The following is a 22,820-nucleotide window of genomic DNA, read 5'->3' as shown; positions in this document are numbered from 1 at the left end:
CGGCGGCGGGCGCCTCGTCGGCGGCGCCGATCACGCCCAACTCGCCGCCGACCTCGACGACGTCGTCCTCCTTGGCCACGATCTTGGTGAGCACTCCGGCGGCGGGCGAGGGGATCTCGGTGTCGACCTTGTCGGTGGACACCTCGAGCAGTGGCTCGTCGACCTCGACCGTGTCTCCTTCCTGCTTCAGCCACCTGGTCACGGTTCCCTCGGTGACACTCTCACCAAGGGCCGGCATCTGGACGGAGAAGGCCATGTCCGTTGACTCCTATAACTGCTCGACGGGTCTACAACAGTTGTCTCTCGGCGGGCGCCCGCCGCTGGTCGCGGCGGATGTCCGAGTCTATTCGGCAGGTGCGCCGGGCCCTCGGCAGTGCTGAGAACTCTGCCTCCGCGCCCTGACCGCACAGGCCGCCGACCGCCACCGAACATTCTGTGTGGCACCGGAGATCCGTGTGGGGTTCTTGTTCCGACTGTCCATCCTTGCACTCGCCGTCGAGGCGTGTAGCACAGGGCGGTCCGTGTCCGGCGGTCGCACCGTGCTGCCCGGCACTTTGCGGCGTGTCGCCGCGACGGCTGGCACTATCGATGAATCGGGTGAGTTCCGAACCCGATATGTCGGACAGGAGGTCGGCGGGGGATGGGTTTGCTGGATCGTTTCCGCCAGTCGGTGGATCGTGTCCGGGCGCCGGGTGGCGGGGGACCCGCGACCGATGCCCGGTACCTGGATGAGTGGGTGCGTTCCCACGTCGGCGTCGAGGCATACGTGGAGCCGAAGACGACGGTGACCGATGTCACGGTCGTACTCGTGGCGCACGACGGCGAATGGACCCGCCGGACGGTGGGAGCGCGAGGTGCGCAGCGTTTGTCCGGCCGTCTCGGCATCCCGGTGTACGACGTGCGCCGGACGGGCTACCCACAGCGCATGCGCGACTTCGACGCTCGCCGCCGCATCGAGCGCAAACGAGCCGCCGAACAAGAGCTGCTCGGCGACTAGCCCGGCGCGACGGGGCTCGCCGCGCTGTCGAACCGGCACCGGACGGACGGCTCGCAACGCCGGACATCCGCGCGAACCGTCCGTCATCGCGCTACTCCGCCGCGATATCGCCGAGTACGGCGACCAGCGTGCGGACCGGAACGCCGGTGCCGCCCTTGGGCACGTAGCCGAACGCGCCGCCGGTGTTGTAGGCCGGACCGGCGACGTCGAGATGGGCCCATTGCACGCCCTCGGCGACGAACTCCTTCAGGTACAGCCCGGCCACCAGCATGCCGCCGAAACGATGCGGGGAGACGTTGGCCAGATCGGCGATCTTGGAGTTGAGGTCCGCGCGCAGTTCGGCGGGAAGCGGCATGGCCCAGCCGTTCTCACCGGTCGCCTGCGACAGGCGCGCGACTCGGTCGCGGAACTCCTCGGTGCCCATGACGCCCGGGGTGCGGCTGCCCAGCGCCACAAGTTGCGCACCCGTCAGCGTGGCCACGTCGATCAGGTATTCGGGGTCGTCCTCGCAGGCCCGCACGATCGCGTCGGCGAGGATGAGCCGACCCTCGGCGTCGGTGTTGATCACCTCCACCGTGGTGCCGCCGTACTGGGTGAGCACATCGCCGGGACGTTGCGCGGTGGCCGAGGGCATGTTCTCCGCCATGGGGACCGTCGCCGTCACAGTGACGGGCAACTCCAGCCTGGCGGCCGCGATCGTGGCCGCGATGACCGCCGCGGCGCCGCCCATATCGGAGGTCATGTTCTCCATGTTGGCGGCGGGTTTGATCGAGATGCCGCCGGTGTCGAACGTGATGCCCTTGCCGACGAGTGCGACCTTCTTCGCACCGCCCGCGTAGGTGAGCCGGATCAGCCGCGGCGGGCGCGAGGAGCCCTGGCCGACGCCGACGATGCCGCCGTAACCCTTTGTGGCCAGGGCCTTTTCGTCCATGATCTCGACCTGGAGACCGGCCTGTTCGGCGAGAGCCTTCGCGCGCTCTGCGAACTCGGCCGGATAGAGGTGGCTGGGCGGGGTGTTGACGAAATCGCGGGCGAGGGCGACCGCCTCGGCCACCTGGACCGCGTGCCGCACGGCCGCGCTGTCGGCGGGATCGGATACCAGCAGATCGACCCGCGCGAGGGGTCCCTCCTCCGGCTTGGGCGCGGACTTCTCGGACCGGAACGCGGTGAAGGAGTACGCGCCGAGGAAGAATCCCTCGGCGGCCGGGGCCGGTCCGGGTTCCAGGCGAGACAGGGTGCTGGCCGCCCGCCGCACACCGCTCAGCGCGCGAGCCGCGACGCCCGCGGAGCGGCGCACCTGCTCGGCATCGATACCGTCCGGTGCGCCGAGGCCGACCGCGAGCACGCTGGTGACGCCGGTCAGGCCCGCCGGAGCGGGGATACGGGTGAGCTCCTCGCTCGCACCCTTCGCGCCGACCGCGCGCAGGCTCTCCAGCACCGCGGTGAGCGCCTCGGCGCCGACCGCGCGGATGACGACCTCGTCGTCACTCCCGGCGAGGGCCGGACCGTCCTCGCCACCGATGACTCCGAGAACCAGCACATCGGTATCGGGGCTGAGGGAATCGACCAGATCCACATCCGGTCCGAGTGAGCGATCTGCAGCAGCTGTCATGCGAAACAGGCTACTGGCCATCGACGCCGTGTCACGGCAGTGGAGCCGGGCCGCACCCCGTCCGTGGAAACGCACTCGAAATAGTTGCTGCAGCGGGTGCGGATCCACGGACGGGGTGCGGGTATTCGGCGGGTACGCACGAGGTGAGATCCGGCGGCTAGGGTTGGCCCGGTGAACGACGCGAACCTGCTGCGAGGGCCGATCCACGAGGCGCACGTCGAACTGGGGGCGACCTTCGCGCCCTTCGGCGGCTGGGAGATGCCGGTGTCCTATGCCGGGACGGTGGCCGAGCACACGGCGGTCCGCACGACCGTCGGCGTATTCGACGTGAGCCATCTCGGCAAGGCCACCGTGTCGGGTCCGGGCGCGGCGGAGTTCGTCAATTCGGCGCTGACCAACGATCTGCGGCGGATCCGGCCGGGCAAGGCGCAGTACACCCTGTGCTGTACGCCCGAGGGCGGCGTGATCGACGACCTGATCGCTTATTACGTCGCCGACGACGAGATCTTCCTGGTGCCCAACGCGGCCAACACCGCCGCGGTGGTCGCCGCGCTGCGTGAGTCCGCGCCCGAGGGGATCACCGTCACCGACGAACATCGCGGCTATGCCGTGTTCGCGGTTCAGGGACCCGAATCGGCGCGGGTCCTGGCCGCGCTCGGGCTCCCGACCGAGATGGAGTACATGGCCTACGCCGACGCGGAATGGGACGGCCGCCAGGTGCGGGTATGCCGCACCGGCTACACCGGCGAGCACGGGTACGAGCTGCTGCCGCGCTGGGCCGACGCCGAGGCGCTGTTCCGGGAGCTGGTGAAGCAGGTGCGGGCGGCCGGGGGCGAGCCCGCTGGCCTGGGCGCGCGCGACACCCTGCGCACCGAGATGGGCTATCCCCTGCACGGACACGAACTGGCACTGGACATTTCGCCGGTGCAGGCGCGCGCCGGATGGGCCGTCGGCTGGAAGAAGCCGGAATTCTGGGGAAAATCCGCACTGGAACAGGAGAAGTCGGCCGGACCGCGCCGAATCCTGTTGGGGCTCAAAGCTCTCGACCGTGGCGTGTTGAGACAGGGGCAGTCCGTGCTGCGCGGCGACGAGGTGATCGGTGAAACCACCTCCGGCACCTTCTCGCCCACCCTCAAGATCGGTATCGCGCTGGCTCTGCTCGATACCGCCGCGGCCCTCGAGCCCGGCGACGAGGTCGAGGTCGACGTGCGCGGCCGCCGCTTGCGCGTGCAGGTCGTCCGCCCGCCCTTCGTCACCCCGCACACATCCTGACCAGGGCTGATATCGGATGTGCGCACGGTTCGAAAACGTCTGCCCGCGCGGCTGAGAGCGTCGGCTCGAATTCCTTCGCGGCCGACGCGGCGTTCCGGCACGGTTCGAACGGGTCGGCGCGACGCCGGCCGTCGATGGCGACGGCAGTGCGGCTCAGCGTTATCGGACGGGTCGTTCCGAGCAGGTTCGTAGCGGGTGGATGTGGGCATGCCGACAGCTGTGTGGAGGTGCCTCCGCCCGGGGCATATCGGTGTGCTCGTTAGGCAGTGTGCCCAACCACTGACCTGTCGGAACACCGGGAATTGAGCAGTGCGCCCAGCGACCCGGAGCCGACCGGGGCGCACGAATGGTGGGTCGAAAGAGACGGACTCCGTTACAGCTAGGATCGGATCATGACCGCTGCCGCACAGTTCACCCGAATTCCGCATCCAGCGCCCAGTTCGGCGCAGCGACGGCAGGAGATCTTGGCGGCACCCGGATTCGGGCGCTACTTCACCGACCACATGGTGTCGATCGACTACGCCGACGGCCAGTGGACCGATGCGCGGGTCGAGCCGTACGCGCCGCTGTCGATGGATCCGGCGACGATGGTGTTCCACTACGGGCAGGCGATCTTCGAGGGCCTCAAGGCATACCGGCAGGGTGACGGCAGCATCGCGACGTTCCGCATCGATGCGAATGCCGCACGCTTCCAACGGTCTTCGCGACGCATGGCGATGGCCGAACTGCCCGAGGAACTGTTCATCGAATCGGTACGGCAACTGCTCGAGGTCGACGCGGACTGGGTGCCGGCCGCCGGTGGCGAGGATTCGCTGTACCTGCGGCCGTTCCTGTTCGCGACCGAGTCGGGGCTGGGCGTCAAGCCCGCCGGAGCGTACAAGTACCTGCTGCTGGGCTCGCCCGCGGGCGCGTACTTCCCGCGCGGCCTCAAGCCGGTGCGAGTGTGGCTGTCCACCGAATACGTCCGGGCCGCGCCCGGCGGCACCGGCGAGGCGAAGGTGGCGGGTAACTACGCGGCCTCGCTGCTGGCGCAGAAGCAGGCCAGTGAGCAGGGCTGTGACCAGGTGGTCTGGCTCGACGCGTGCGATCACCGCTACGTCGAGGAGATGGGCACCAACAACCTGTTCTTCGTCTTCGGCTCGGGCTCGCAGGCGCGGCTGGTGACACCGGAACTGTCCGGTTCGCTGCTGCCGGGCATCACTCGCGACTCACTGCTGACGCTGGCCGCGGACGCCGGATACGAGGTGGAGCAGCGCCGGGTCTCGGTCGAGGAATGGCGCAAGGGCGCCGAATCCGGTGAGATCACAGAGGTTTTCGGCTGCGGAACCGCGGCCGTGGTCATCCCGGTCGCCTCCGTCCGCTCGGCCGACGGTGAGTTCACCATCGGGGACGGGGAGCCCGGCGAGGTCACCATGGCGCTGCGTGACACGCTCACCGGCATTCAGCGCGGCACCTTCGCCGACATCCACGGCTGGATGCGCGCACTGGCCTGATCAGCCGGGCATCAACATCTGCCACTGTTCGAGGGTCTGCGGGCGCATGACGTAGTTCTTCTCGCGGACCTCGGACAGCGCCGCGCTGGGCTCCTGGGCGTACCAGTGCCCGGGATAAACCACCGGATCGCCGGATAGCTCCGCTAGATGACGCAGGCTGCGGAACATCGACTCCGAATCCCCACCCGGGAAATCGGTGCGTCCGCAACCCTCCACGAACAGCGTGTCACCCGCGACGAGCCGATCCTCGAACAGGAAGCACATGCTGCCGGGGGTGTGCCCGGGAGTGTGTAGCAGTTCGATGTCGAAGCTGCCGACGCGGACCTTGTCGCCGTGCTCGTGCCCGGTCAGTTCGCTGGGCGCGATCTCGGTGACGTTGGCCACCCACGGCAGCTCCTGCTGATGCACGTGCACCGGAACCTGCACCCGCTCGAGTAGTTCGCGCACCCCGTGCAGGGTGAATCCCATCATCGTGCCGCCGACGTGGTCGGGATGGTGATGGGTGGCCAGCACCCCGGTCAGCCGCAGTCCGTCGCTCTCGGCGATATTCACCAGATCGCCCGCCGCATACGCAGGATCCACGACAACGCAGTCGCCGGTCTCACGGTCGCCGATCAGATACGCGAAGTTTCGCATCTGGGTGGCGATCGGATCGCCCACAGCCCAGTCGCGTCCGGCGAGTAGCTGACGGAAGTACAAACGGTCGGATCCCATATGAACCACCCTATTGCCAGTCGGCGAACTCCACGCATCCGGCCGTATTGTGAACGATCACGGTGCTGTCGGCTCACAGGCATCGCAGTACACACCGTGGGCCGGATCGGTCGCGAGAATTGCGCGGCACAACCCACGGGGTGGGTGATTCGCCTTGGGGCGGAACGGTTTCCGCTTGTGGTCGGAGTGCGGCTCAGCTCAAGAGGGCGGCGATGTCCGTGGCGGCCTCGGCACCGTAGGCCGCACCGATCCGCTCGAGCGCCTGCTCGCGATCGAGGGTCCACTCCTGGGTTCCGACGGTCTCCAGCACCAGCACGGCGATCAGCGATCCCAGCTGTGCGGAGCGCTCCAGACTCAGTCCGCCGGTGTGTCCGGTGAGGAATCCGGCCCGGAACGCGTCGCCGACGCCGGTCGGGTCGACCTTCGAAAGTTCCGGCACCACTTCGACATTCACCTCGACCCCGTCGGGATCGACGATCACCACGCCCTTCGCGCCGAGGGTGGTGACCCGGATACCGACGCGACGGCCGATCTCCTCGGGAGTCAGGCCCGTCTTCTGCAGCAGCAGACCCCACTCGTACTCGTTGGTGAAAAGGTATGCGGCACCGTCGATCAGGTCCAGCGCCTGCTCGCTGTCGAGCCGGGCGAGTTGCTGGGAGGGATCGGCGGCGAAGGCGATACCCAGTTCGCGGCACTGCCGGGTGTGGCGAACCATCGCGTCGGGATCGTTGGCGCCCACCAGAACCAGATCCAGCGTGTGGTTCTCGGCGAGATCGGCGATCGAGATGTCGCGGGCCTCGCTCATCGCGCCCGGATAGAACGAGGCGATCTGGGCCATCGTCTCGTCGGTGGTGCACACGAACCGCGCGGTGTGGGCGGTCTGCGAGATCCGCACGCCCGAGCAGTCGACGCCGTTGCCCTCCAACCAGTTCCGGTAATCACCGAAGTCCGCGCCGACCGCGCCGACGAGCAGCGGGTCGCGGCGCAGCAGACCCATCGCGTAGGCGATGTTTCCGGCGACGCCGCCGCGGCGGATGACCAGATCGTCGACGAGGAAACTCAGCGATACGTGTTGCAGCTGATCGGCGAGCAGCACATCGGAGAACTTCCCCGGAAAACGCATCAGATGGTCTGTCGCGATGGATGCGGACACTGCGATGGTCACGAAAACCCGGTCCTTCACTGTCGAGGCGAGATCAGCCTTCACCGTACCGCGTGATGATCACCAGTGGTAAGGATGAACAGACATGACACCGGCGCGGAACCCGAACGAGTTCCGCGCCGAGGGGTGGATATCAGTTGAAGCTGTCGCCGCAGGCGCAGGAGCCGGTGGCGTTCGGGTTGTCGATGGTGAAACCCTGCTTCTCGATGGTGTCGACGAAGTCGATCGCGGCGCCCTCCACGTAGGGGGCGCTCATCCGGTCCACGGCCAGCTTCACACCGCCGAACTCGACGACCAGATCGCCGTCGAGGGCGCGATCGTCGAAGAAGAGCTGATAGCGCAGGCCGGCACAGCCACCCGGCTGAACGGCGATACGCAGCGAGAGATCGTCGCGGCCCTCCTGATCGAGCAGCGCCTTGGCCTTGGACGCGGCGGCATCGGTCAGTGTCACACCGTGGGTGGTGGTCTCGTTCTGCACAGTCATGAACTCTCCTAGGGACCTGTGTTCAACCCGTAACAGCGCACGGCTCGTAAGCGGTCAACGTCACCCCGTGGGTGTCTATTCCAATCTTGCCACTCCGACGCGGGTGCTGTGTCCGCGCACCCCGGAAATGCCGGGTTACCGGGGGCTGAACGGTGTGGTATGAGTTGTGACACAACAATCTGGGTGTACCGCATTTCCTGGGGGATACCCTATCCAATAGCCTGGTCGGCGTGAAGTTCCTCCGCCGCGGCGATGCAGCCGGCAGTAAAGACCTCGCCGAGAACGCCCCGGCCGCCGAGACGGGCGCGTCGACCGCGCCTGTCACGGCCACCGCTGGTAAGGGTCGTCCGACCCCCAAGCGGCGGGATGCCGAGGGTAAGCGTCGTGGCCCGGTGGCCCCCGCACCCATGACGCAGAAGGAAGCGCGCGCCCGGCGCAAGGCCACGCGGGGTACGAAGGCCGACCGCAAGGCCGCTTCCGCCGAGCGTCGTGCCGCCGCCGCCGATCGGCGCGCCCGCATGGCGGCGGGTGAGGATCAGTACCTGCCGCCGCGCGATCGCGGTCCGGTCCGCGCCTACGTGCGCGATCTGGTCGACGCCCGCCGCAATCTGGTGGGTCTGTTCATGCCGCTGGCGCTGCTGCTGATCGTGGCGATGTTCCTGAATCCGGCGGTGCAGATCTACGTCACGCTGGCCATGCTGGTGATGATGGTGTTCATGGCCGGTGAGGGCGTCGTGCTCGGCCGCATCATCAACCGCCGGGTGCGTGAGCGTTTCCCCGCGAGCACGAATTCGTCGTTGCAGCTGGGCTGGTACGCATTCGTGCGCGCCTCGCAGATCCGGCGGATGCGGATGCCCAAGCCGCGGGTCAATCCGGGCGACAGCGTCTGATCCCGATCCGGGTCGACCTGGACCCGTTCGGTGCGACTCATGGGCAGCTGCGGTCAGCCGCACCGCCCGGTTCTGTCCGGCACGGATCGCGTCTGAAGAGTTGAACGTTCTCCGCGAGGGTGATTCGTATATCGGCTGGTTCGTCGTGCGTGCGGCGGATCCGGCAGTGTGACTATCCGGATCCGATCGGATCAGTCCGGTGGACGGGCGGGGAACTGCGCGCTGTGGCCTTCGGTCGATCGCATCGAACGAGCTCGAATTCCGAATGCGCTCAGCCGTGTTCGCGGATGTTGTTGGTTGTGCTGAGCAGGATCCCGAAACGCGCCGTGTCCTCGGGCTGGATTCCGGTGCGTTCGGGGGGTTGCGGGATGAATGTGCAGAGCTGGCTGGTCAATTCGCCGACAACGGTCCAGGTTCGGTGCAGTCGTTCGCGAATGGTCATGGCGTGCCTGCCTTTCAGCGGGGCTCGCGGACGCCGATGATGGCGCGCAGTTCGTGGTCGATCCGGGCGGCGTCGCGGTCGACGACATCCGATGATCCGGTGGGGTGTGCACCGGTCCGGTAGTTGAGGTAGGCCGACAGTGCGGCGATGACCAGGAGGAACAGTACGAAAATAGCCATGGCAGTAATTTTGTGCTCATGCACTTGCCGCCAACAGTGGCGGTAACGACATACTTCATCAATATTCAGCCACGTACACTGATGGGGTGCTCTCCAAGGTCGCCGTCGTGCTCAACGAACATCTCGCCATGTTCGAATTCGGGGTCGTCTGTGAGGTTTTCGGACTGGACCGCCGCGAGGACGGACTACCGCTGTTCGATTTCCGGGTGTGCGGCGCGCAGGCCGGACGGCCGCTGGCGTCGAGTTCGCCCGGTATCACCGTCACCCCGCAGTACGGCCTGGACGAGTTGCGCGGTGCGGACCTGGTCGCCGTTCCGGCCTTCCCGTTCGCATCGGGGGCGGGGTTCGATCCCGCTGTGGTGCAGGCGGTTCGCGATGCGGCGGCGGCCGGGGCGATCGTGCTCACGGTGTGTTCCGGCGCATTCCTGGCCGGTGCGGCCGGACTGCTCGACGGGCGGACCTGCACCACGCACTGGCGGTACGTGGATCAGCTCGCCGAGATGTATCCCGAGGCCACGGTCGACCCGGACGTGCTGTTCGTCGACGAGGGCTCGGTGATCACCAGTGCGGGCACCGCGGCCGGAATCGACGCCTGCCTGCATCTGGTCCGCCGGGAACTGGGCAGCGGCGTGGCCAACAAGATCGCCCGCCGCATGGTGGTGCCGCCGCAGCGCGACGGCGGGCAGCGGCAGTTCATCGAACGTCCCGTCCCCGACTGTGATTCGGACAGTCTGGGGGACACCATGCGCTGGATGAACGAAAATCTCGAACTGCCGCACTCCGTGGAGGATCTGGCCTCCCGCTCGGCCATGTCGACGCGCACCTTCGCCCGCCGCTTCGCCGCCGAGGCCGGGACGACACCGGTGAAATGGCTGACCTCGCAACGCATTCTGCTGGCCAAGCAGCTGCTGGAGGAATCCGCGCTGGATCTCGAGACCATCGCGGGCCGCTGCGGGTTCGGCTCCGGAGCCCTGTTGCGGCACCACTTCCAGCGTCAGGTCGGGATCGCGCCCACCGAATATCGTCGTCGCTTCGGATCCTGAGTCCCGCGCCGGGGCGGTTTCACTCCTCGCCGGAGAAGCGTTCCCAGGCGGATTGCCGGGTGATGTCGAGCGCGCCGCCGATGCGGGCCCAGGTGACCTTGCGGCGGCGCAACTCCTGAACCCAGTCGCGCAGATTCTCCTCCACCTGACCGGCGACCGCCGCCACCCGCGGAATGTGCTGGAGCATTTCGTCGTCCGACATCGCCTCCCATATCTGCAGGGGAGCGGGGGTGTCGGAGGCGCGGCGATTCTCCGTGATGGTCGCGGCCAGTCCGATGCATTCGTCGCAGATGTGCACGCCGGGACCGGCGACGAGAGTGCTCACCTCGGTGGCGGCCTTGCCGCAGAAGGAGCATCGGGGTGGTGCGGGTGTCGGTGCGGTCATCGAGCCCTCCTCGGGACGGGAACATCTTGTCAGGTATTGCCTGACAACAGTATGGATCTGTCAGGCGAATCCTGACAAGAGGTCTGGGGATCCGTGCGTGGTGCCGGTGCGCGCATGTCGTGGTGAGGAGGTGATTGGTACCGTTCTGGCGTGTTGAACGATGCTTCGAGGCAGCGCCCGCTCCGGACGCTGGTACTCGGTGGGACACGGTCCGGGAAATCGGCCTTCGCCGAGGAACTGGCCGGTCGAGCCGGTCCCGTCCGGTATGTCGCGACCGCCGCGGTGGATCCCGCCGACGGTGATTTCGCCGACCGGGTGGCGGCGCATCGGGAGCGGCGGCCCGCGGACTGGCAGGTCGTCGAGGGCGATCCGGTCCGGGCGCTGGCCGAGCCGACGCCGATGACGCTGATCGATGATCTGGGCACCTGGCTGACCGGGCGGATCGATGCGCGGGCGGCATGGGAGTCGCCGCGCGGGACCGTCGCGCCCGATGTCGCGGAGTTGGTCGCGGCGATCGCCGGATACGAGCAGCCGCTGGTCATCGTGAGTCCCGAGACCGGGTTGGGCGTGCTGCCGGGTACGCGGTCCGGGCGGTTGTTCGCCGATGAGATCGGATCGCTCAACCAGCGGGTGGCGGCGTTGTGTGACGAGGTGTACCTCGTTGTCGCGGGTGTTCCGGTGCGGGTCCGCGAGGCTGAAAATGCCACTGCGGCAGTGACTTCGGTCGTGCCCGGCACGCAGCAGGCCGGGGACGCGGCGCAGAGCGGGGTCGCGACGCAGGACGAGGTGACTGCGCAGAGCCGGGCGACCGCGCAGAGCGGGTCCATCGCGCCGCACGGGGGCCCTGCGCAGGACGAGACCGCTGCGCAGGGTGCGGCAGCGCTGGCTGCCGGAGACGCGGCGGGGTCCGGTGTAGCGGAGCAGGATTCGGGAAACGGTTCGGTCGCAATACCTCCCGCGATTCCCGGCGCTGCCGATCCGATGTACGACCTGTCCGGTGCGGCGCCGGTTTTCGGGATCGTCGCGCCGCCGGATCAGCACGTCCGGGTGCAGGCGCAGGAACGGCAGTCGCAGTTGACCAAGCCCGCGGGTGCGCTGGGGCGGCTGGAGACGCTGGGCAACTGGGTCGCCGCATGTCAGGGGACCTGCCCGCCGCGGCAGTTCGAGCGGGCCCGGATCGTGGTGTTCGCGGGCGATCACGGCATTGCGCGGCACGGGGTTTCGGCCTATCCGAGTGAGGTCACCGTCCAGATGGTGGCCAATATCCTGGCGGGCGGCGCGGCGGTGAACGCCCTGGCTCGGCTAGCGGACGCGACCGTGCGCGTGGTGGACATCGCCGTCGACGCCGATACCGATCCGGCGGTCTCGGCGCACAAGGTGCGACGGGCGAGCGGGGCCATCGACCGCGAGGACGCGCTGACCGAGGCGCAGGTGAACGCCGCGCTGGCGGCCGGGCGCGCGATCGCCGACGAGGAGATCGACGGCGGTGCGGATCTGCTGATCGCCGGTGATATGGGCATCGGGAACACCACGCCCGCAACGGTTCTGATCGCCGCGCTCACCGATACCGAACCGGTGCTGGCCGTCGGCCGAGGCACCGGCGTCGACGATGCGGGCTGGATGCGCAAGGCGGCCGCGATCCGCGACGCCATGTGGCGGGCCCGTCCGCATCTGAAGGATCCGGTCGCCCTGCTGCGGGTCGCGGGTGGCGCGGATCTGGCCGCGATGGCCGGATATCTCGCGCAGGCCGCGGTGCGCCGCACGCCGGTGATCCTGGACGGCGTGGTCGTCACCGCCGCCGCCCTGCTCGCCGACGCGCTCGCGCCGGGAGCGTCGGCATGGTGGGTCGCGGGCCATCGCTCGACCGAGCCCGCCCACCGCGCCGCCCTCACCAAACTCGGCCTGGAACCCCTGGTGGATATGGAGATGCGCCTCGGCGAGGGTTCCGGCGCGGTCACCGCCCTGCCCATCCTGCGCGGCGCGGTCGCCGCCCTCACGGAAATGGCCACCTTCGGCGAGGCCGGAGTCAGCACCGCCGACGACACCGCCCCCGCCGCGCCCTGATCGACACCGGCCGATGACCCCCGTCGAATCCTGCTCCCTGCCGCCGACCTGCGGCAGGCCCGGGGCGGGCCGCGTTGTCCGGCCGGAAACGCCTGTTGCACGGGCAATCCGACCGGATGAGCAGTGGACGCCGCTGTGCTCGGACGACCATGTCGTCCGGCGGCCGGAGTGGTCTGCTGTGTCGAGGAGCCGACTGAACGTGCGCGGGGCGTGGTTGTGCTCGGCACCCCGTGTTGTCCGGCGGAAATCGTCTGCTGTGCAGGTGATCAGTCCGAATGAGCGGTGGATGTCGTCGCGCTCGGCGGGGTATGTGGTTGTTCCGGTTGTTCGATGGGGTCCGGTGCGCGCGGGCGGTGTCCCGTCGTGGCGGAGGAATCGTTCTCTGGATGAGAAGGGTTGCCGGTGAACGGGATTCGGCTGGCGTTCTCGTGGTTGACGGTGCTGCCCGTGGCCGGGCCCGGTGAGGTGGATCGGCGGGTTGCGGCTCGGGCCATCGCGATGGCTCCGGTGGTGGGGATCGTGCTGGGGGCCGGGGCGGCCGGGTTGATGTGGCTGTTGGCTACTGCGGGAACGAGTTTCGCGGTGGCCGGGTTGGTCACGGTGGGGGCGCTCGCGTTGAGCACGCGGGGGATGCATTTGGACGGGTTGGCCGACACCTTCGACGGGCTCGGCAGTTACGGGCCGCCCGAACGTGCGCGGGAGATCATGAAAAGCGGCGGGGCGGGGCCGTTCGGTGTTGCCGCGGCGATATTCGCCATCGGTGCTCAGGCGTTCTCGTGTGCGTCACTGGCCGGATCGGGGCGGTGGCAGGCCATCGCGGCGGCGGTGGTGATCGGGCGGGTCGCGGTGGTGCTGGCCTGTCGCCGCGGCTACGAACCCGCCCCCGGTTCGGGATTCGGGGCGCTGGTCGCCGGGACGCAATCGCCGCGGATCGCCCTGCCGTGGGCCGTGATCGCCCTCGCCGCGGGGTTTTTCGCCGTCCCGGGCCGATGGTGGCTCGGTATCCTGGCCGTCGCGGTGGGCCTGGTCGCCGCCGGAATCCTGGTCCGCCACTGCGTCGCACGGTTCGGCGGACTCAACGGCGACGTCCTCGGCGCCGCGCTGGAGGTGAGTACCACGCTCACGCTCGTCGTCGCCACCTTCGGCAGTCGCTGATGGCGCATCGAAACACAGTGTGCCCGTTCGACTCTCGAATGATCCCGCAATCGGTTGCAACCACCACACCCGTGGAGCCGGAGGTGCCGGGTGGCTGACGCCGTCGCGGGTCGCGTCGCGGTGGATTCCTGCCCGACCGGGGCGAGGACGCGCCGACTGCCGCTCGCCGCCGCGGGCGGAGACCGAGGGCCGCGGTCAGCGGTCCGAGCGGGGGCGAGTCAGGGTGAAGTGATCGACGACCTTCAGGGTGTTGGTGGGCCCGGTGAGGGCGTAGTAGATGGCCTTCATGGTGGTGATGCCGCCCGGTTCGCCGGGGTCGACATCGAAGGCGCAGAAACCGTAAGGGTGTTCGGAATCCTTGAAGGCCGACCAGGGGGCCTGCTCCTGGATGTACACGGGCGTCTTCTTACCGGTGCCGGAGTCCGTCGCACCGACCGCGGTGACGACGCGGCACTGCTCGCCGGGGAAGAACATGGCGTTGGACGGTGCGGAGGTCCCGCCGCCGCCGATCACCAGATGCACCGTGCCCTTGCTGGTATCGATGACATCGGTACGGGTGTCCGCCGGTTTCGGTGTGAGGGTGTCGGTGCCCAGAACGCCGCGGACCGGATGGGAACGCTCGTAATGGTGTTCGTGCCCGGCCAGCACCAGATCGACCTGGTATTTGTCGAACAGCGGCAACCATTCCTGCCGGATCCCCAGATCGGCCCCGTTGAACTTGTCGGCCGAGGAGATCGCGGTCTGGTGCATGAACACCACCACCCAGTCGATGCCTCGATCCGCGCGCGCCGTCGCCAATTCGGCCTCGAGCCAACGCTTCTGGGCGCCCCCGGAATAGCCGCGCACATAACTGTTGCCCGCGTCCTGATAGCAGATGTCGTCGTTGGCCAGGGCGATGACGCGCACTCCGCCGACGGTGAACGAGTACCACAGACCTCGCGTGAGATCCTCGCCGCCCGCATCGGGCACGGTGAAATACGTTTGGAACGCCTGATATCCGATCGGCCCGTTGCCGAGTTCGTTCTCGTGATTGCCGGGTGCGGGCATCCACGGGCGGTAGCGGGCCGAGCGAGAGTTGTTGGCCCACCAGTCGTTCCAGGTGCGGATGCGATCGGTGGCCAGATTGGCGTAGCACAGATCGCCGTTGACCAGATTGAACAGCGGAGCGACACGCTCGATTCCGGCGGTGACGTCACCGGCGAACGGCGAGCCGAGATTGTCGTTGACGTACGCGCCGTTGACCAATTTGCCCAGCGTCGGCGTGCCCTGATCACCGAAACTCGTGAACCGGAACGCCGCCCGCCCGCTGGGCGCGGTGCGCAGCGTGCCCAATTCGGGCGGTGCGCCGTCGTGACCCGCGGCGTAGACGTAGTCGGTATCGGGGGACAGGCCGGTCAGCCGCACATGATGGGCGGTGATCTCGACCCCGGACTTGCCGTCCCGATACGTGCGGGTCTGCGCGGGCACGGTCGTGCCGAATCCCGCGGCGGCGGTGCCGTACCGCACCACCGGATTGCGTACCGAATCGGTCGTGTACCAGGAGATGACCGCTTCGTGCGCCGCGTCGGCCCCGAACTGCAAGTGCAGGCCCGAGACGTGCGGTGCCGCGGTGCCGTCCGCGCTCATGACCAGATCGGGTGTGCGCGGCCAGATCTCGGCGGCCCGAGTTTCGCCGTTGCCGCGCAGCGCGGTAGCCGCGCCCGCTCCGACCGCCAGCCCGGCGACCGCGGCGCCGGCCGACGCGCCGAACAGACGTCGTCGGCTGACGCCCTGGTTCGTGGCCTGCGGCGCCGCGTCCGGCGCGGTCTCGTCGCTGCTGGGGCCCGGGTTCTCCGCCATGCGTTCCACCTAACTCCGGTCCGGTGCTGGTGAGGCTACGACGCGGCGAATACCAGGTGAACCGGCGAGGCGTTCGGACCGGGTTTCCGTACGAGCCCGGCCCTCGATCGTGGTGGCGACGCTCGGCCCCCCGATTCTTCATGCTGATCGGGGGATGTCGCACGGCTCGGCGGACCGGTCGATCAGCGACCGTTACAGGCGCACCGGGTAGGTGGGCTCCTCGATGGCGGGCTTGATGCGGTCCTCGACGAAGATGCCGTGCCAGACCATGAACACCAGCACCGTCCACAGCCGGCGGCTGTGATCCACCGTGCCGGTGCGGTGCGCGGTGAGCATCGCGGTGACCGCGGCCTTGTCCAGCAGATGGTCGGTCTGCGATTCGGCGATCTGCTGTGCGGCCCAGTCGTACAGCTCCGGACCGCGCAGCCAGTGCCGCAGCGGCACCGGGAAGCCCAGCTTCGGGCGGTGCAGCACATGCGGCGGCACGATCTCCTCGAGCGCCCGGCGCAGGGCGTACTTGGTGGTCTCGGAGGTGATCTTCTGCTCGTACGGTAGCTGTTCGGCGATCGCGAACACCTCGGGATCCAGGAACGGCACCCGCAACTCGAGGGAGTTCGCCATGGTCATCTTGTCGGCCTTGACCAGGATGTCCCCGCGCAGCCAGGTGAACAGGTCCAGATGCTGCATCCGCGCCACCGGATCCCAGCCGCGCGAGCGGGCGTAGATCGGCGCGGTGACGTCCTGGTGGGTCCATTCGGGCCGGAAGTCACGCAGCACCGCGCGCAACTGGGCGTCGCTGAAACTGCGCGCGTTGCCGTAGTACCGCTGCTCGAGGGTGAGGGATCCGCGATGCAGCAGGCTCTTGCCCCGGGTGCCCTCGGGAATCCGGTCGGACAGCTTGCCCAGCAGCCGCCGCGCAGCGCCCGGCAGATACTCGAAAGGCTTGAGCGACAACGGTTCCCGGTAGATGGTGTAGCCGCCGAACAACTCGTCCGCGCCCTCGCCCGAGAGCACCACCTTGACGTGCTTGCGGGCCTCCTTGGCCACGAAGTACAGCGGCACCAGCGCCGGATCCGCGACCGGATCGTCCAGGTACCAGACGATTTCGGGGATCGCCCCGGCGAAATCCTCCGGGCTGACCGTCCGGATGAAATGCTTCGCGCCGATCGCGTCGGCGGTCTCGGCGGCCACGTCGGCCTCGGAGTAGCCCTCGCGTTCGAACGCCGAGGTGAAGGTGAGCAGGTTCGGGTTGTGCTGGATCGCCAGCGCGGCGGTGGCGGTGGAGTCGATGCCGCCGGACAGGAACGCGCCGACCGTCACGTCCGCGCGCATATGTTTGGCGACCGAATCCCGCAGGACCTCGGAGATCTCCCGATACCGAGACTCGGCGCTGTCCGGCGCGAACGGCCGCACCCGGAACTTCGGTTCGAAATAGCGGGTGATCTTCGGCTGCTCACCCGGCGTCAGCGTCGCGTAGCAGCCGGACTCCAGGCGCCGGACATCCGCGTGCAGCGTCTCGGGCTCGGGCACGTACTGCAGCACGGTGTAGTGCTCGACCGCGCGCACATCGATCGACCGGGACAGCCCCAGCGGTTCGAGCAGCTCGAGCAGGCTCTTCTTCTCGCTCGCGTACGCGGTGCCACCCGGCCCGGTCGCGACGAACAGCGGTTTGATGCCGAACCGGTCGCGCGCGATGACCAGCTGCCGGGTCTCGGTATCCCAGATCGCGAAGGCGAACATGCCGCGCAACCGGGAGAACGCCTCGGTGCCCCAGTAGTGGTACGCCGCGACGATGGACTCGCCGTCGCCCTCGGTGCGGAACCGCGCGTCGTGCTCGGCGCTGAGCTGCTCGCGCAGCTCGAGGTAGTTATAGATCTCCCCGTTGAACGCCAGCGCGTACCGCTCCGGATTCTCCGGCGGCCCCCAGCGCAGCGGCTGGTGCGAATGTTCGATATCGATGATCGACAGGCGGTTGAAGCCCAGGATTATGTGCTCGTCGTGCCAGGTACCGCGCTCATCGGGCCCCCGGTGACGTCCACATTGCAGCGCCTCGTACACCTGATGCACGACCTCGTCGGTCGCCACATCGGCGGTCAGAAATCCGAGCAGGCCACACACGGCGTGAGGAACCTCATTTCCGGGATCGGGGGTAGGGCGGGCAGCAGATCGAAACCCAGTCCGCGAGTATGCCGTACCGCGGAATGATTCCGGAATCATTCTGCCTCGAATCGGCATCCCCCGCCCCCGGGAGTGGTGTCATACATGGAGGATTCCGTGGTAGAGGCGGGCCCTACCCGCCGGTATCGTTCGGGTCGCGGCATCCAGTAGGGTCCGCAACGCCGTAACCTCGGTCGAAAGTCGACCGGTCGAACCGGTCTACGTCGCAGTCTCCCTCTTCGGAGTGTCGAATCCGACCCGCGCACAACGCGGTACCCGGTTTGGTCTACGCTGCGTAGTACTCGGGAACTCCCGAGGTCGACCGCGCGTTTGCGCGGTCTGCCGGTGAGTTTTCCGAACGTGCTGAAAATGTGCCGTCCGGCCCACCCGGGCGGCGCCGAGTCGGATGGACGACCAGGAAGGCGTTGAGCGTGGCGCACAAGGCGAGCGAAGCGATAGGGGCGCGGCCCGACGGGGGCGCTACCTCCGGCGGACGAGGCCGCATGCTTCGGCGGGCCGGGCTGGCGGTGTCCCTGGGGATCACTGTCATCGCCGTATCCGGCTGCTCGATCGACAACCCCGTGCTGCGGTTCGGGTGGCCCTCGGGTGTCACCCCGCAGGGGACCAAGATGCGGGAGCTGTGGACCTGGTCGGTCATCGCCGCGCTGGCGATGGGTGTGCTGGTGTGGGGTCTGACGTTCTGGACCGTCACCTTCCACCGCAAGAAGCCGAACTCCCCGGAGTTCCCCCGCCAGACCGGGTACAACGTGCCGCTGGAGCTGACCTACACCGCGATTCCGTTCGTGATCATCGCGGTGTTGTTCTACTTCACCGTCGTCGTGCAGAACTACGTGGCCGAGAAGGTGTCCAATCCGAACGTGGTCGTGGATGTGACCGCGTTCCAGTGGAACTGGAAGTTCGGCTACCAGAAGGTCGATCAGAACGGCCAGGTCTACGACGGTGTCGACCACACCCGTCAGGGCCTGGACCAGCAGATCATCGACGAGTACAAGGAGCGCCGCAAGGACGGCCACGCGCAGCCCGGCCCGGACCACGGCCTGCCCGGCAACGACATCAGCTACCTGCACTACGACAAGGTCGAGACCGTCGGTTCCAGCACCGAGGTTCCGGTGCTGGTCCTGCCGACCAACCGGGTCATCGAGTTCCAGCTCGCCTCGGCCGACGTCATCCACTCCTTCTGGGTGCCGGAGTTCCTGTTCAAGCGCGACGTGATGCCGGATCCGAAGGAGAACCACTCCGACAACATCTTCCAGATCTCCAAGATCGAGAAGGAAGGCGCCTTCGTCGGCCGGTGCGCGGAGATGTGCGGTACGTACCATTCGATGATGAACTTCGAGGTCCGGGCGGTGACGCCGGAGAAGTTCGACAAGTACATGGCCGACCGCGAGGCCGGGAAGACCAATGCCGAGGCGCTGGCCGACATCGGCGAGTCGCCGGTGGCGGTGTCCACGCACCCGTTCAACACCGACCGCACCCTGCGTTCGGCGACCGAGGCCCAGCAGAGCAACTGAGGACTGAACTGACATGAAGGTCGAAGCACGCATCTTCGAGCTGCTCACGGTGTTCTTCATCATCGTGGCCGTCATCTACGCCTTCTTCACCGGCCAGTCCAATACCGGTGTGGAGTGGGCGGGCACCACCGCGATCGTGCTGACCGCGGGCCTGACCCTCATCGTCGGCACGTACTTCCGCTTCGTCGCCCGTCGTCTGGACCTGCGTCCGGAAGACTACGAGGAGGCCGAGATCGTGGACGGCGCCGGCGATCTGGGCTTCTTCTCGCCCGGTAGCTTCTGGCCCGTCAGCCTGGCCGGCGCGGCCGCGATCACCGCCATCGGGTTCGCGTTCTTCCAGCTCTGGCTGATCGCCATCGGCGTCATCTGCATCCTGACCGCGGCGGCCGGTCTGGTGTTCGAGTACCACATCGGTCCCGAGAAGCACTAGTCTTCGCAGCGAAAGCGGCCCCGGTCCACTGGACCGGGGCCGCTTTTCATGTCGTGCCTTCGGCTGTTGTCTCTCGTTTCCGGTGTACCCATCCGGCAGTACGCGTGTTTACTCGCACGCGTACCGCCGGAGGGCAGGCGGTTATTCGGCCGCGTGGTAGCGGCGGGCGCGTTCGGAACGGCAGATGTCGTCGATCGCGGTGTTGATCTCGCGGAGGGCGTCGGCGGTGCCCGAACGGCCGGTGAAGGCGGTGGCGGGGCGGAGGCGGCAGGTGAAGCTGATGAAGCCGTGGTCTTCGTCGGCGAGTTCGTGCAGGTAGGGGGAGCGCACGCCGTAGGTGAGGGCGGAGATCACGGTGAAGCACTCGTTGCGTTCGCGGTGTTCGGAGAACAGATCGTGTAGTCGGTGGAAGACCGCGGTGTAGGTCGACAGCGGCGCGAAAACCGCTGCGCGGTAGGCGGGTCCGCGTTCGGAGGTGCTGATCACCGTATCGGCGAGGTATTCCGCATCGCGCAGGGTGAGCACCTTCGGGGAGAACATCAGCGCACCGGCGGCCGCGTTGCGCACGGGCATGCCCGCGCGCCCGCCCGCTGCCGAGGCGATCGCGCCGAGGGATTTGCGTGCGCGGGAACCGAGTTCGCGGCGGGCCCGCAGCGAGGGCGTCGCGGTGGTGGGGTGCAGGCTGGACCACTGGCCGAAACGCACTGTGCCTAGTTGGATGTTGCCGGTGCCGACCGGACGCGAGACCCGCAGCGGCGCGGTGTCGACCCACCGGCCGACCTGCAACATCGCGTCGCCGGGCTGCTCGATCGCGGTTAGGGTGTGCTCCACGAAACCGTCGAAATCCAGGAAGCGGTGCGCGTCCGAGGTCAGCCAGGTGTGATCCTTGTCGACCTCGACGGCCTGCAGGGTGAGCGCGGTGATGATGCCGGTGCGGCCCGCACCGCCGAGAATGCGGTGGAAGCGATCGGCGTGATGGGTGCGCCCGCAGGTGCCGAATCTGCCTTCCGGATCGACGTATTCGAGCCCGAGGACATTGTCGCTGAACATGCCGTACCGGTGCGAGGCGGTAGACAGCCCGCCGACCGCGGCGAAACCGCCCGCGGTGATCTCCCGGTGGTCGCCGACGATGGGCAGGCCCAATCCGTGCGCCGCGAGGGTGCGGTCGATATCCGACAGCCGCGCACCGGCCTGCACCCGCACCTGCCGTGCCTCGGCGTCCACGGCCTGTACCCGGTTCATCCGGCGTAGGGACATGACGATGCGGCGGTCGGGCGGGCCGGGCTCGTCCTCGTTATCGCTGCTGCGCTCGCCGCCGCGGATGGTCAGCGGTTGCGGTCGTGAATCTCGTACGGTGCGAACGACATCCGCGGTATCGCGCGGTAGATATTCCTCCGGAAGGGCGGCCAGCGACGTGCTCATGGCCTCCAAGATAACCACAGATCGCCCCTCCCGTCTGCCCCGAAGGTGTGGCGGATCGAAGACTCGCCGGTGAACATATTCCCGGGCAGGTTGAACTGGGCGATTCCGGTGCGCCACAGGTGATTAGGCGTCCTGCGCGGCGGTCCGGTCCGGTCTCGCCTGCGGTCTCGGACCCGGCGCCGGTCGCGGTGGGCCGCACCTGGGCGAATTGGTGCTCGGGATACTCGTGGGACCTCTGGTGAACCGCGGGACCGAGTCGAGCGGGCACGCTGTCGGCCGGTTCGGGGCACATTTCGGTCGGAGCGGGCGGCAGACATCGTCGGCCGGGCCGGGGGGGAGCGTTCGACCAGGCTGGGCGGCAGGTGTTGTCGGCCGAACTGGCGGCGGCGTTGGTTGAGCCGGGACGGCGTCGTCGGCCGGGCCGGACAGTGGGCGTTCGGCCGGTGACAGGGTTCTCGGCGGAACTGATGGCGGCGTCGGTTGAGCTTGGGTGGGTGTGGTCAGCCGGGCTGGGCGGCGGGCCCGCGGCGTGGTCGTCGCGGTGGTGGGTGCTTTCGGTTGGACCTGCTGGGTGTATCGCCCCGGGGATGGTGTCGTCGTCAGATGGGCGGGGAAATGCGCATCGGCCCGGTGTCCTGACGCAGGGCCGCGGTGAGGGAATCGGCCACTTCGCGCGTCGCGGTGCCGAGGGCGGTGAGTTCCTCGGCCGACAGGCGGGTGTCGGGGCAGGCGACGACGGCGGCGCCGACCGTGGATCCGAGGAAGATCGGGGCCGCGACGGTGACGACCGCGTTGACCGGGCCCAGTTCGTCGGGCAGGTAGTCGATGGTGATGAGATCGGCGATCATCGCGCCGAGCCGGTTTCGCAGCGGATCGGTGACGGGCGAGTTGCGCAGCGCGGCAAGCGCTTCGAGCATGGGGGCCGAGTCGTCGGCCAGGCGCTCGACCGAGTAGCCGCGGGTGCGCACCGCTTCCAGGACCGCGACCAGGCGTTCGCGATGCGCCGGATCGGCATGGCCGAGCCAGGTCTCGCGGTCGGCATCGGGCGCCCAGGCCAGGAATTCGCGGACCACCGGCGGTGCGAGCGGCAGGCGGCGGCCCGGCCGGATCCACGGCAGCGTCGGGGTGCCCGCGACCTCGGTGATGACGATCGCCCCGTCCTCACGTTCGGCGAGGAACACCGGAATGCCCTGACGTGCGGAGAACTCGCGGATCGGGGCCAGGGCCAGGCGTCGCAGCGGGAAGGCGGCCTCGGCGCGCCGGGCGACGGTGAGCAGGCCCAGGCCCAGCCCGTAATTGCCGTCGGCGTCGCGCACCGTCCAGTGATCGGTGGTGAGCTGGGCGAGTACCGCGTGCGCGGTGGCGCGGGACAGGTCCGTCTCGCGGACGATCTGCGCCAGCGACAGATGGTCCCCGACGTGCCGGGACAGCAGTCCGATCACCTGGACGACACGGTGCGTGGGCGGTGAGGCGGGCGCGGCCGAACCACTTTCTGGAACAGGTTCTTGACCGGCGCGGCGTTTCGGGCCTATCGTCGGTGTCACAATA

The 22,820-nt window shown here is 68.3% G+C and carries 21 protein-coding genes; 9 read left to right on the top strand and 12 right to left on the bottom strand.

Annotation, left to right across the window (positions count from 1 at the left end):
* The coding region (locus NM2_RS29290; RefSeq protein ID WP_305781660.1) for a biotin/lipoyl-containing protein at positions 1–256 on the bottom strand (256 nt) is incomplete at its 3' end.
* 384 nt (positions 257–640) lie between these two features.
* On the opposite strand from NM2_RS29290, the gene NM2_RS29285 reads away from it, so the two are divergent.
* Positions 641–997 carry an oxidoreductase gene (locus NM2_RS29285; RefSeq protein WP_067675268.1) on the top strand — a complete coding sequence of 119 codons (357 nt, stop codon included), beginning with the start codon at positions 641–643 and terminating at the stop codon, positions 995–997.
* A 91-nt stretch (positions 998–1,088) separates the two neighbouring features.
* Here the strand turns inward: NM2_RS29285 and NM2_RS29280 are convergent, their stop codons facing one another.
* Positions 1,089–2,609 (bottom strand): leucyl aminopeptidase, encoded by a 1,521-nt coding sequence (locus tag NM2_RS29280; protein WP_067675265.1) that lies wholly within the window; start codon positions 2,607–2,609, stop codon positions 1,089–1,091.
* 171 nt (positions 2,610–2,780) lie between these two features.
* Between NM2_RS29280 and gcvT the strand changes: the two genes are divergently transcribed.
* A complete protein-coding gene (gene gcvT, locus NM2_RS29275) occupies positions 2,781–3,881 on the top strand; it encodes a glycine cleavage system aminomethyltransferase GcvT (protein WP_067675262.1) in 1,101 nt (366 codons plus the stop codon).
* Between the two features lie 392 nt (positions 3,882–4,273).
* Positions 4,274–5,374: a branched-chain amino acid aminotransferase gene (locus NM2_RS29270; protein ID WP_067675259.1), complete on the top strand. Its 1,101-nt coding sequence runs from the start codon at positions 4,274–4,276 to the stop codon at positions 5,372–5,374.
* On the opposite strand, the gene NM2_RS29265 is transcribed toward NM2_RS29270, so the two are convergent.
* The 3 genes from NM2_RS29265 to NM2_RS29255 form a co-directional block, all read right to left on the bottom strand.
* Entirely contained in the window at positions 5,375–6,088 is a 714-nt protein-coding gene (locus tag NM2_RS29265; RefSeq protein WP_067675256.1) for an MBL fold metallo-hydrolase, read from the bottom strand. It abuts the gene before it with no gap.
* 193 nt (positions 6,089–6,281) lie between these two features.
* Positions 6,282–7,253 carry a carbohydrate kinase family protein gene (locus NM2_RS29260; protein WP_067675295.1) on the bottom strand — a complete coding sequence of 324 codons (972 nt, stop codon included), beginning with the start codon at positions 7,251–7,253 and terminating at the stop codon, positions 6,282–6,284.
* A gap of 130 nt (positions 7,254–7,383) precedes the next feature.
* Positions 7,384–7,734: a HesB/IscA family protein gene (locus NM2_RS29255; protein ID WP_067675253.1), complete on the bottom strand. Its 351-nt coding sequence runs from the start codon at positions 7,732–7,734 to the stop codon at positions 7,384–7,386.
* 230 nt (positions 7,735–7,964) lie between these two features.
* Between NM2_RS29255 and NM2_RS29250 the strand changes: the two genes are divergently transcribed.
* Positions 7,965–8,624 carry a DUF3043 domain-containing protein gene (locus NM2_RS29250; RefSeq protein WP_067675250.1) on the top strand — a complete coding sequence of 220 codons (660 nt, stop codon included), beginning with the start codon at positions 7,965–7,967 and terminating at the stop codon, positions 8,622–8,624.
* 271 nt (positions 8,625–8,895) lie between these two features.
* Here NM2_RS29250 and NM2_RS49435 read toward each other — a convergent pair whose 3' ends face one another.
* Positions 8,896–9,066, bottom strand: coding sequence for a hypothetical protein (locus NM2_RS49435; protein WP_157121380.1), 171 nt, complete (start codon positions 9,064–9,066; stop codon positions 8,896–8,898).
* Between the two features lie 14 nt (positions 9,067–9,080).
* Entirely contained in the window at positions 9,081–9,245 is a 165-nt protein-coding gene (locus tag NM2_RS49430; RefSeq protein WP_157121379.1) for a hypothetical protein, read from the bottom strand.
* A gap of 86 nt (positions 9,246–9,331) precedes the next feature.
* On the opposite strand from NM2_RS49430, the gene NM2_RS29245 reads away from it, so the two are divergent.
* The gene (locus tag NM2_RS29245) at positions 9,332–10,288 is read left to right on the top strand and encodes a helix-turn-helix domain-containing protein (protein ID WP_067675248.1); all 957 of its coding nucleotides are present in this window, start codon (positions 9,332–9,334) and stop codon (positions 10,286–10,288) included.
* 19 nt (positions 10,289–10,307) lie between these two features.
* On the opposite strand, the gene NM2_RS29240 is transcribed toward NM2_RS29245, so the two are convergent.
* Positions 10,308–10,673, bottom strand: coding sequence for a ClpX C4-type zinc finger protein (locus NM2_RS29240; protein WP_067675245.1), 366 nt, complete (start codon positions 10,671–10,673; stop codon positions 10,308–10,310).
* 150 nt (positions 10,674–10,823) lie between these two features.
* On the opposite strand from NM2_RS29240, the gene cobT reads away from it, so the two are divergent.
* Entirely contained in the window at positions 10,824–12,737 is a 1,914-nt protein-coding gene (cobT, locus tag NM2_RS29235) for a nicotinate-nucleotide--dimethylbenzimidazole phosphoribosyltransferase (RefSeq protein WP_067675243.1), read from the top strand.
* Positions 12,738–13,139: 402 nt separating this feature from the next.
* Positions 13,140–13,892 (top strand): adenosylcobinamide-GDP ribazoletransferase, encoded by a 753-nt coding sequence (locus NM2_RS29230; RefSeq protein WP_067675240.1) that lies wholly within the window; start codon positions 13,140–13,142, stop codon positions 13,890–13,892.
* 195 nt (positions 13,893–14,087) lie between these two features.
* Here the strand turns inward: NM2_RS29230 and NM2_RS29225 are convergent, their stop codons facing one another.
* Complete coding sequence (locus NM2_RS29225; protein WP_067675237.1) at positions 14,088–15,731, bottom strand: purple acid phosphatase family protein; 1,644 nt, start codon at positions 15,729–15,731, stop codon at positions 14,088–14,090.
* Positions 15,732–15,923: 192 nt separating this feature from the next.
* Positions 15,924–17,849 (bottom strand): asparagine synthase (glutamine-hydrolyzing), encoded by a 1,926-nt coding sequence (gene asnB / locus NM2_RS29220; protein WP_067675234.1) that lies wholly within the window; start codon positions 17,847–17,849, stop codon positions 15,924–15,926.
* A gap of 542 nt (positions 17,850–18,391) precedes the next feature.
* Here asnB and ctaC point away from each other — a divergent pair.
* Positions 18,392–19,420: an aa3-type cytochrome oxidase subunit II gene (gene ctaC, locus NM2_RS29215; protein ID WP_067675231.1), complete on the top strand. Its 1,029-nt coding sequence runs from the start codon at positions 18,392–18,394 to the stop codon at positions 19,418–19,420.
* A 13-nt stretch (positions 19,421–19,433) separates the two neighbouring features.
* Positions 19,434–19,850, top strand: a complete 417-nt coding sequence (locus NM2_RS29210; protein ID WP_067675228.1) for a cytochrome c oxidase subunit 4 — start codon at positions 19,434–19,436, stop codon at positions 19,848–19,850.
* 141 nt (positions 19,851–19,991) lie between these two features.
* Here the strand turns inward: NM2_RS29210 and NM2_RS29205 are convergent, their stop codons facing one another.
* Positions 19,992–21,272, bottom strand: a complete 1,281-nt coding sequence (locus NM2_RS29205) for an FAD-binding oxidoreductase (RefSeq protein WP_067675292.1) — start codon at positions 21,270–21,272, stop codon at positions 19,992–19,994.
* 599 nt (positions 21,273–21,871) lie between these two features.
* Entirely contained in the window at positions 21,872–22,816 is a 945-nt protein-coding gene (locus NM2_RS29200) for a helix-turn-helix domain-containing protein (RefSeq protein ID WP_245718272.1), read from the bottom strand.
* Positions 22,817–22,820 lie beyond the last annotated feature (4 nt).

Origin of the sequence: Nocardia miyunensis NBRC 108239, assembly GCF_001613065.1 — a bacterium.
GTDB lineage: Bacteria > Actinomycetota > Actinomycetes > Mycobacteriales > Mycobacteriaceae > Nocardia > Nocardia miyunensis.
The sequence above is the reverse complement of the archived record's forward strand: the minus strand, read 5'-3'. Positions and strand labels throughout refer to the sequence as shown.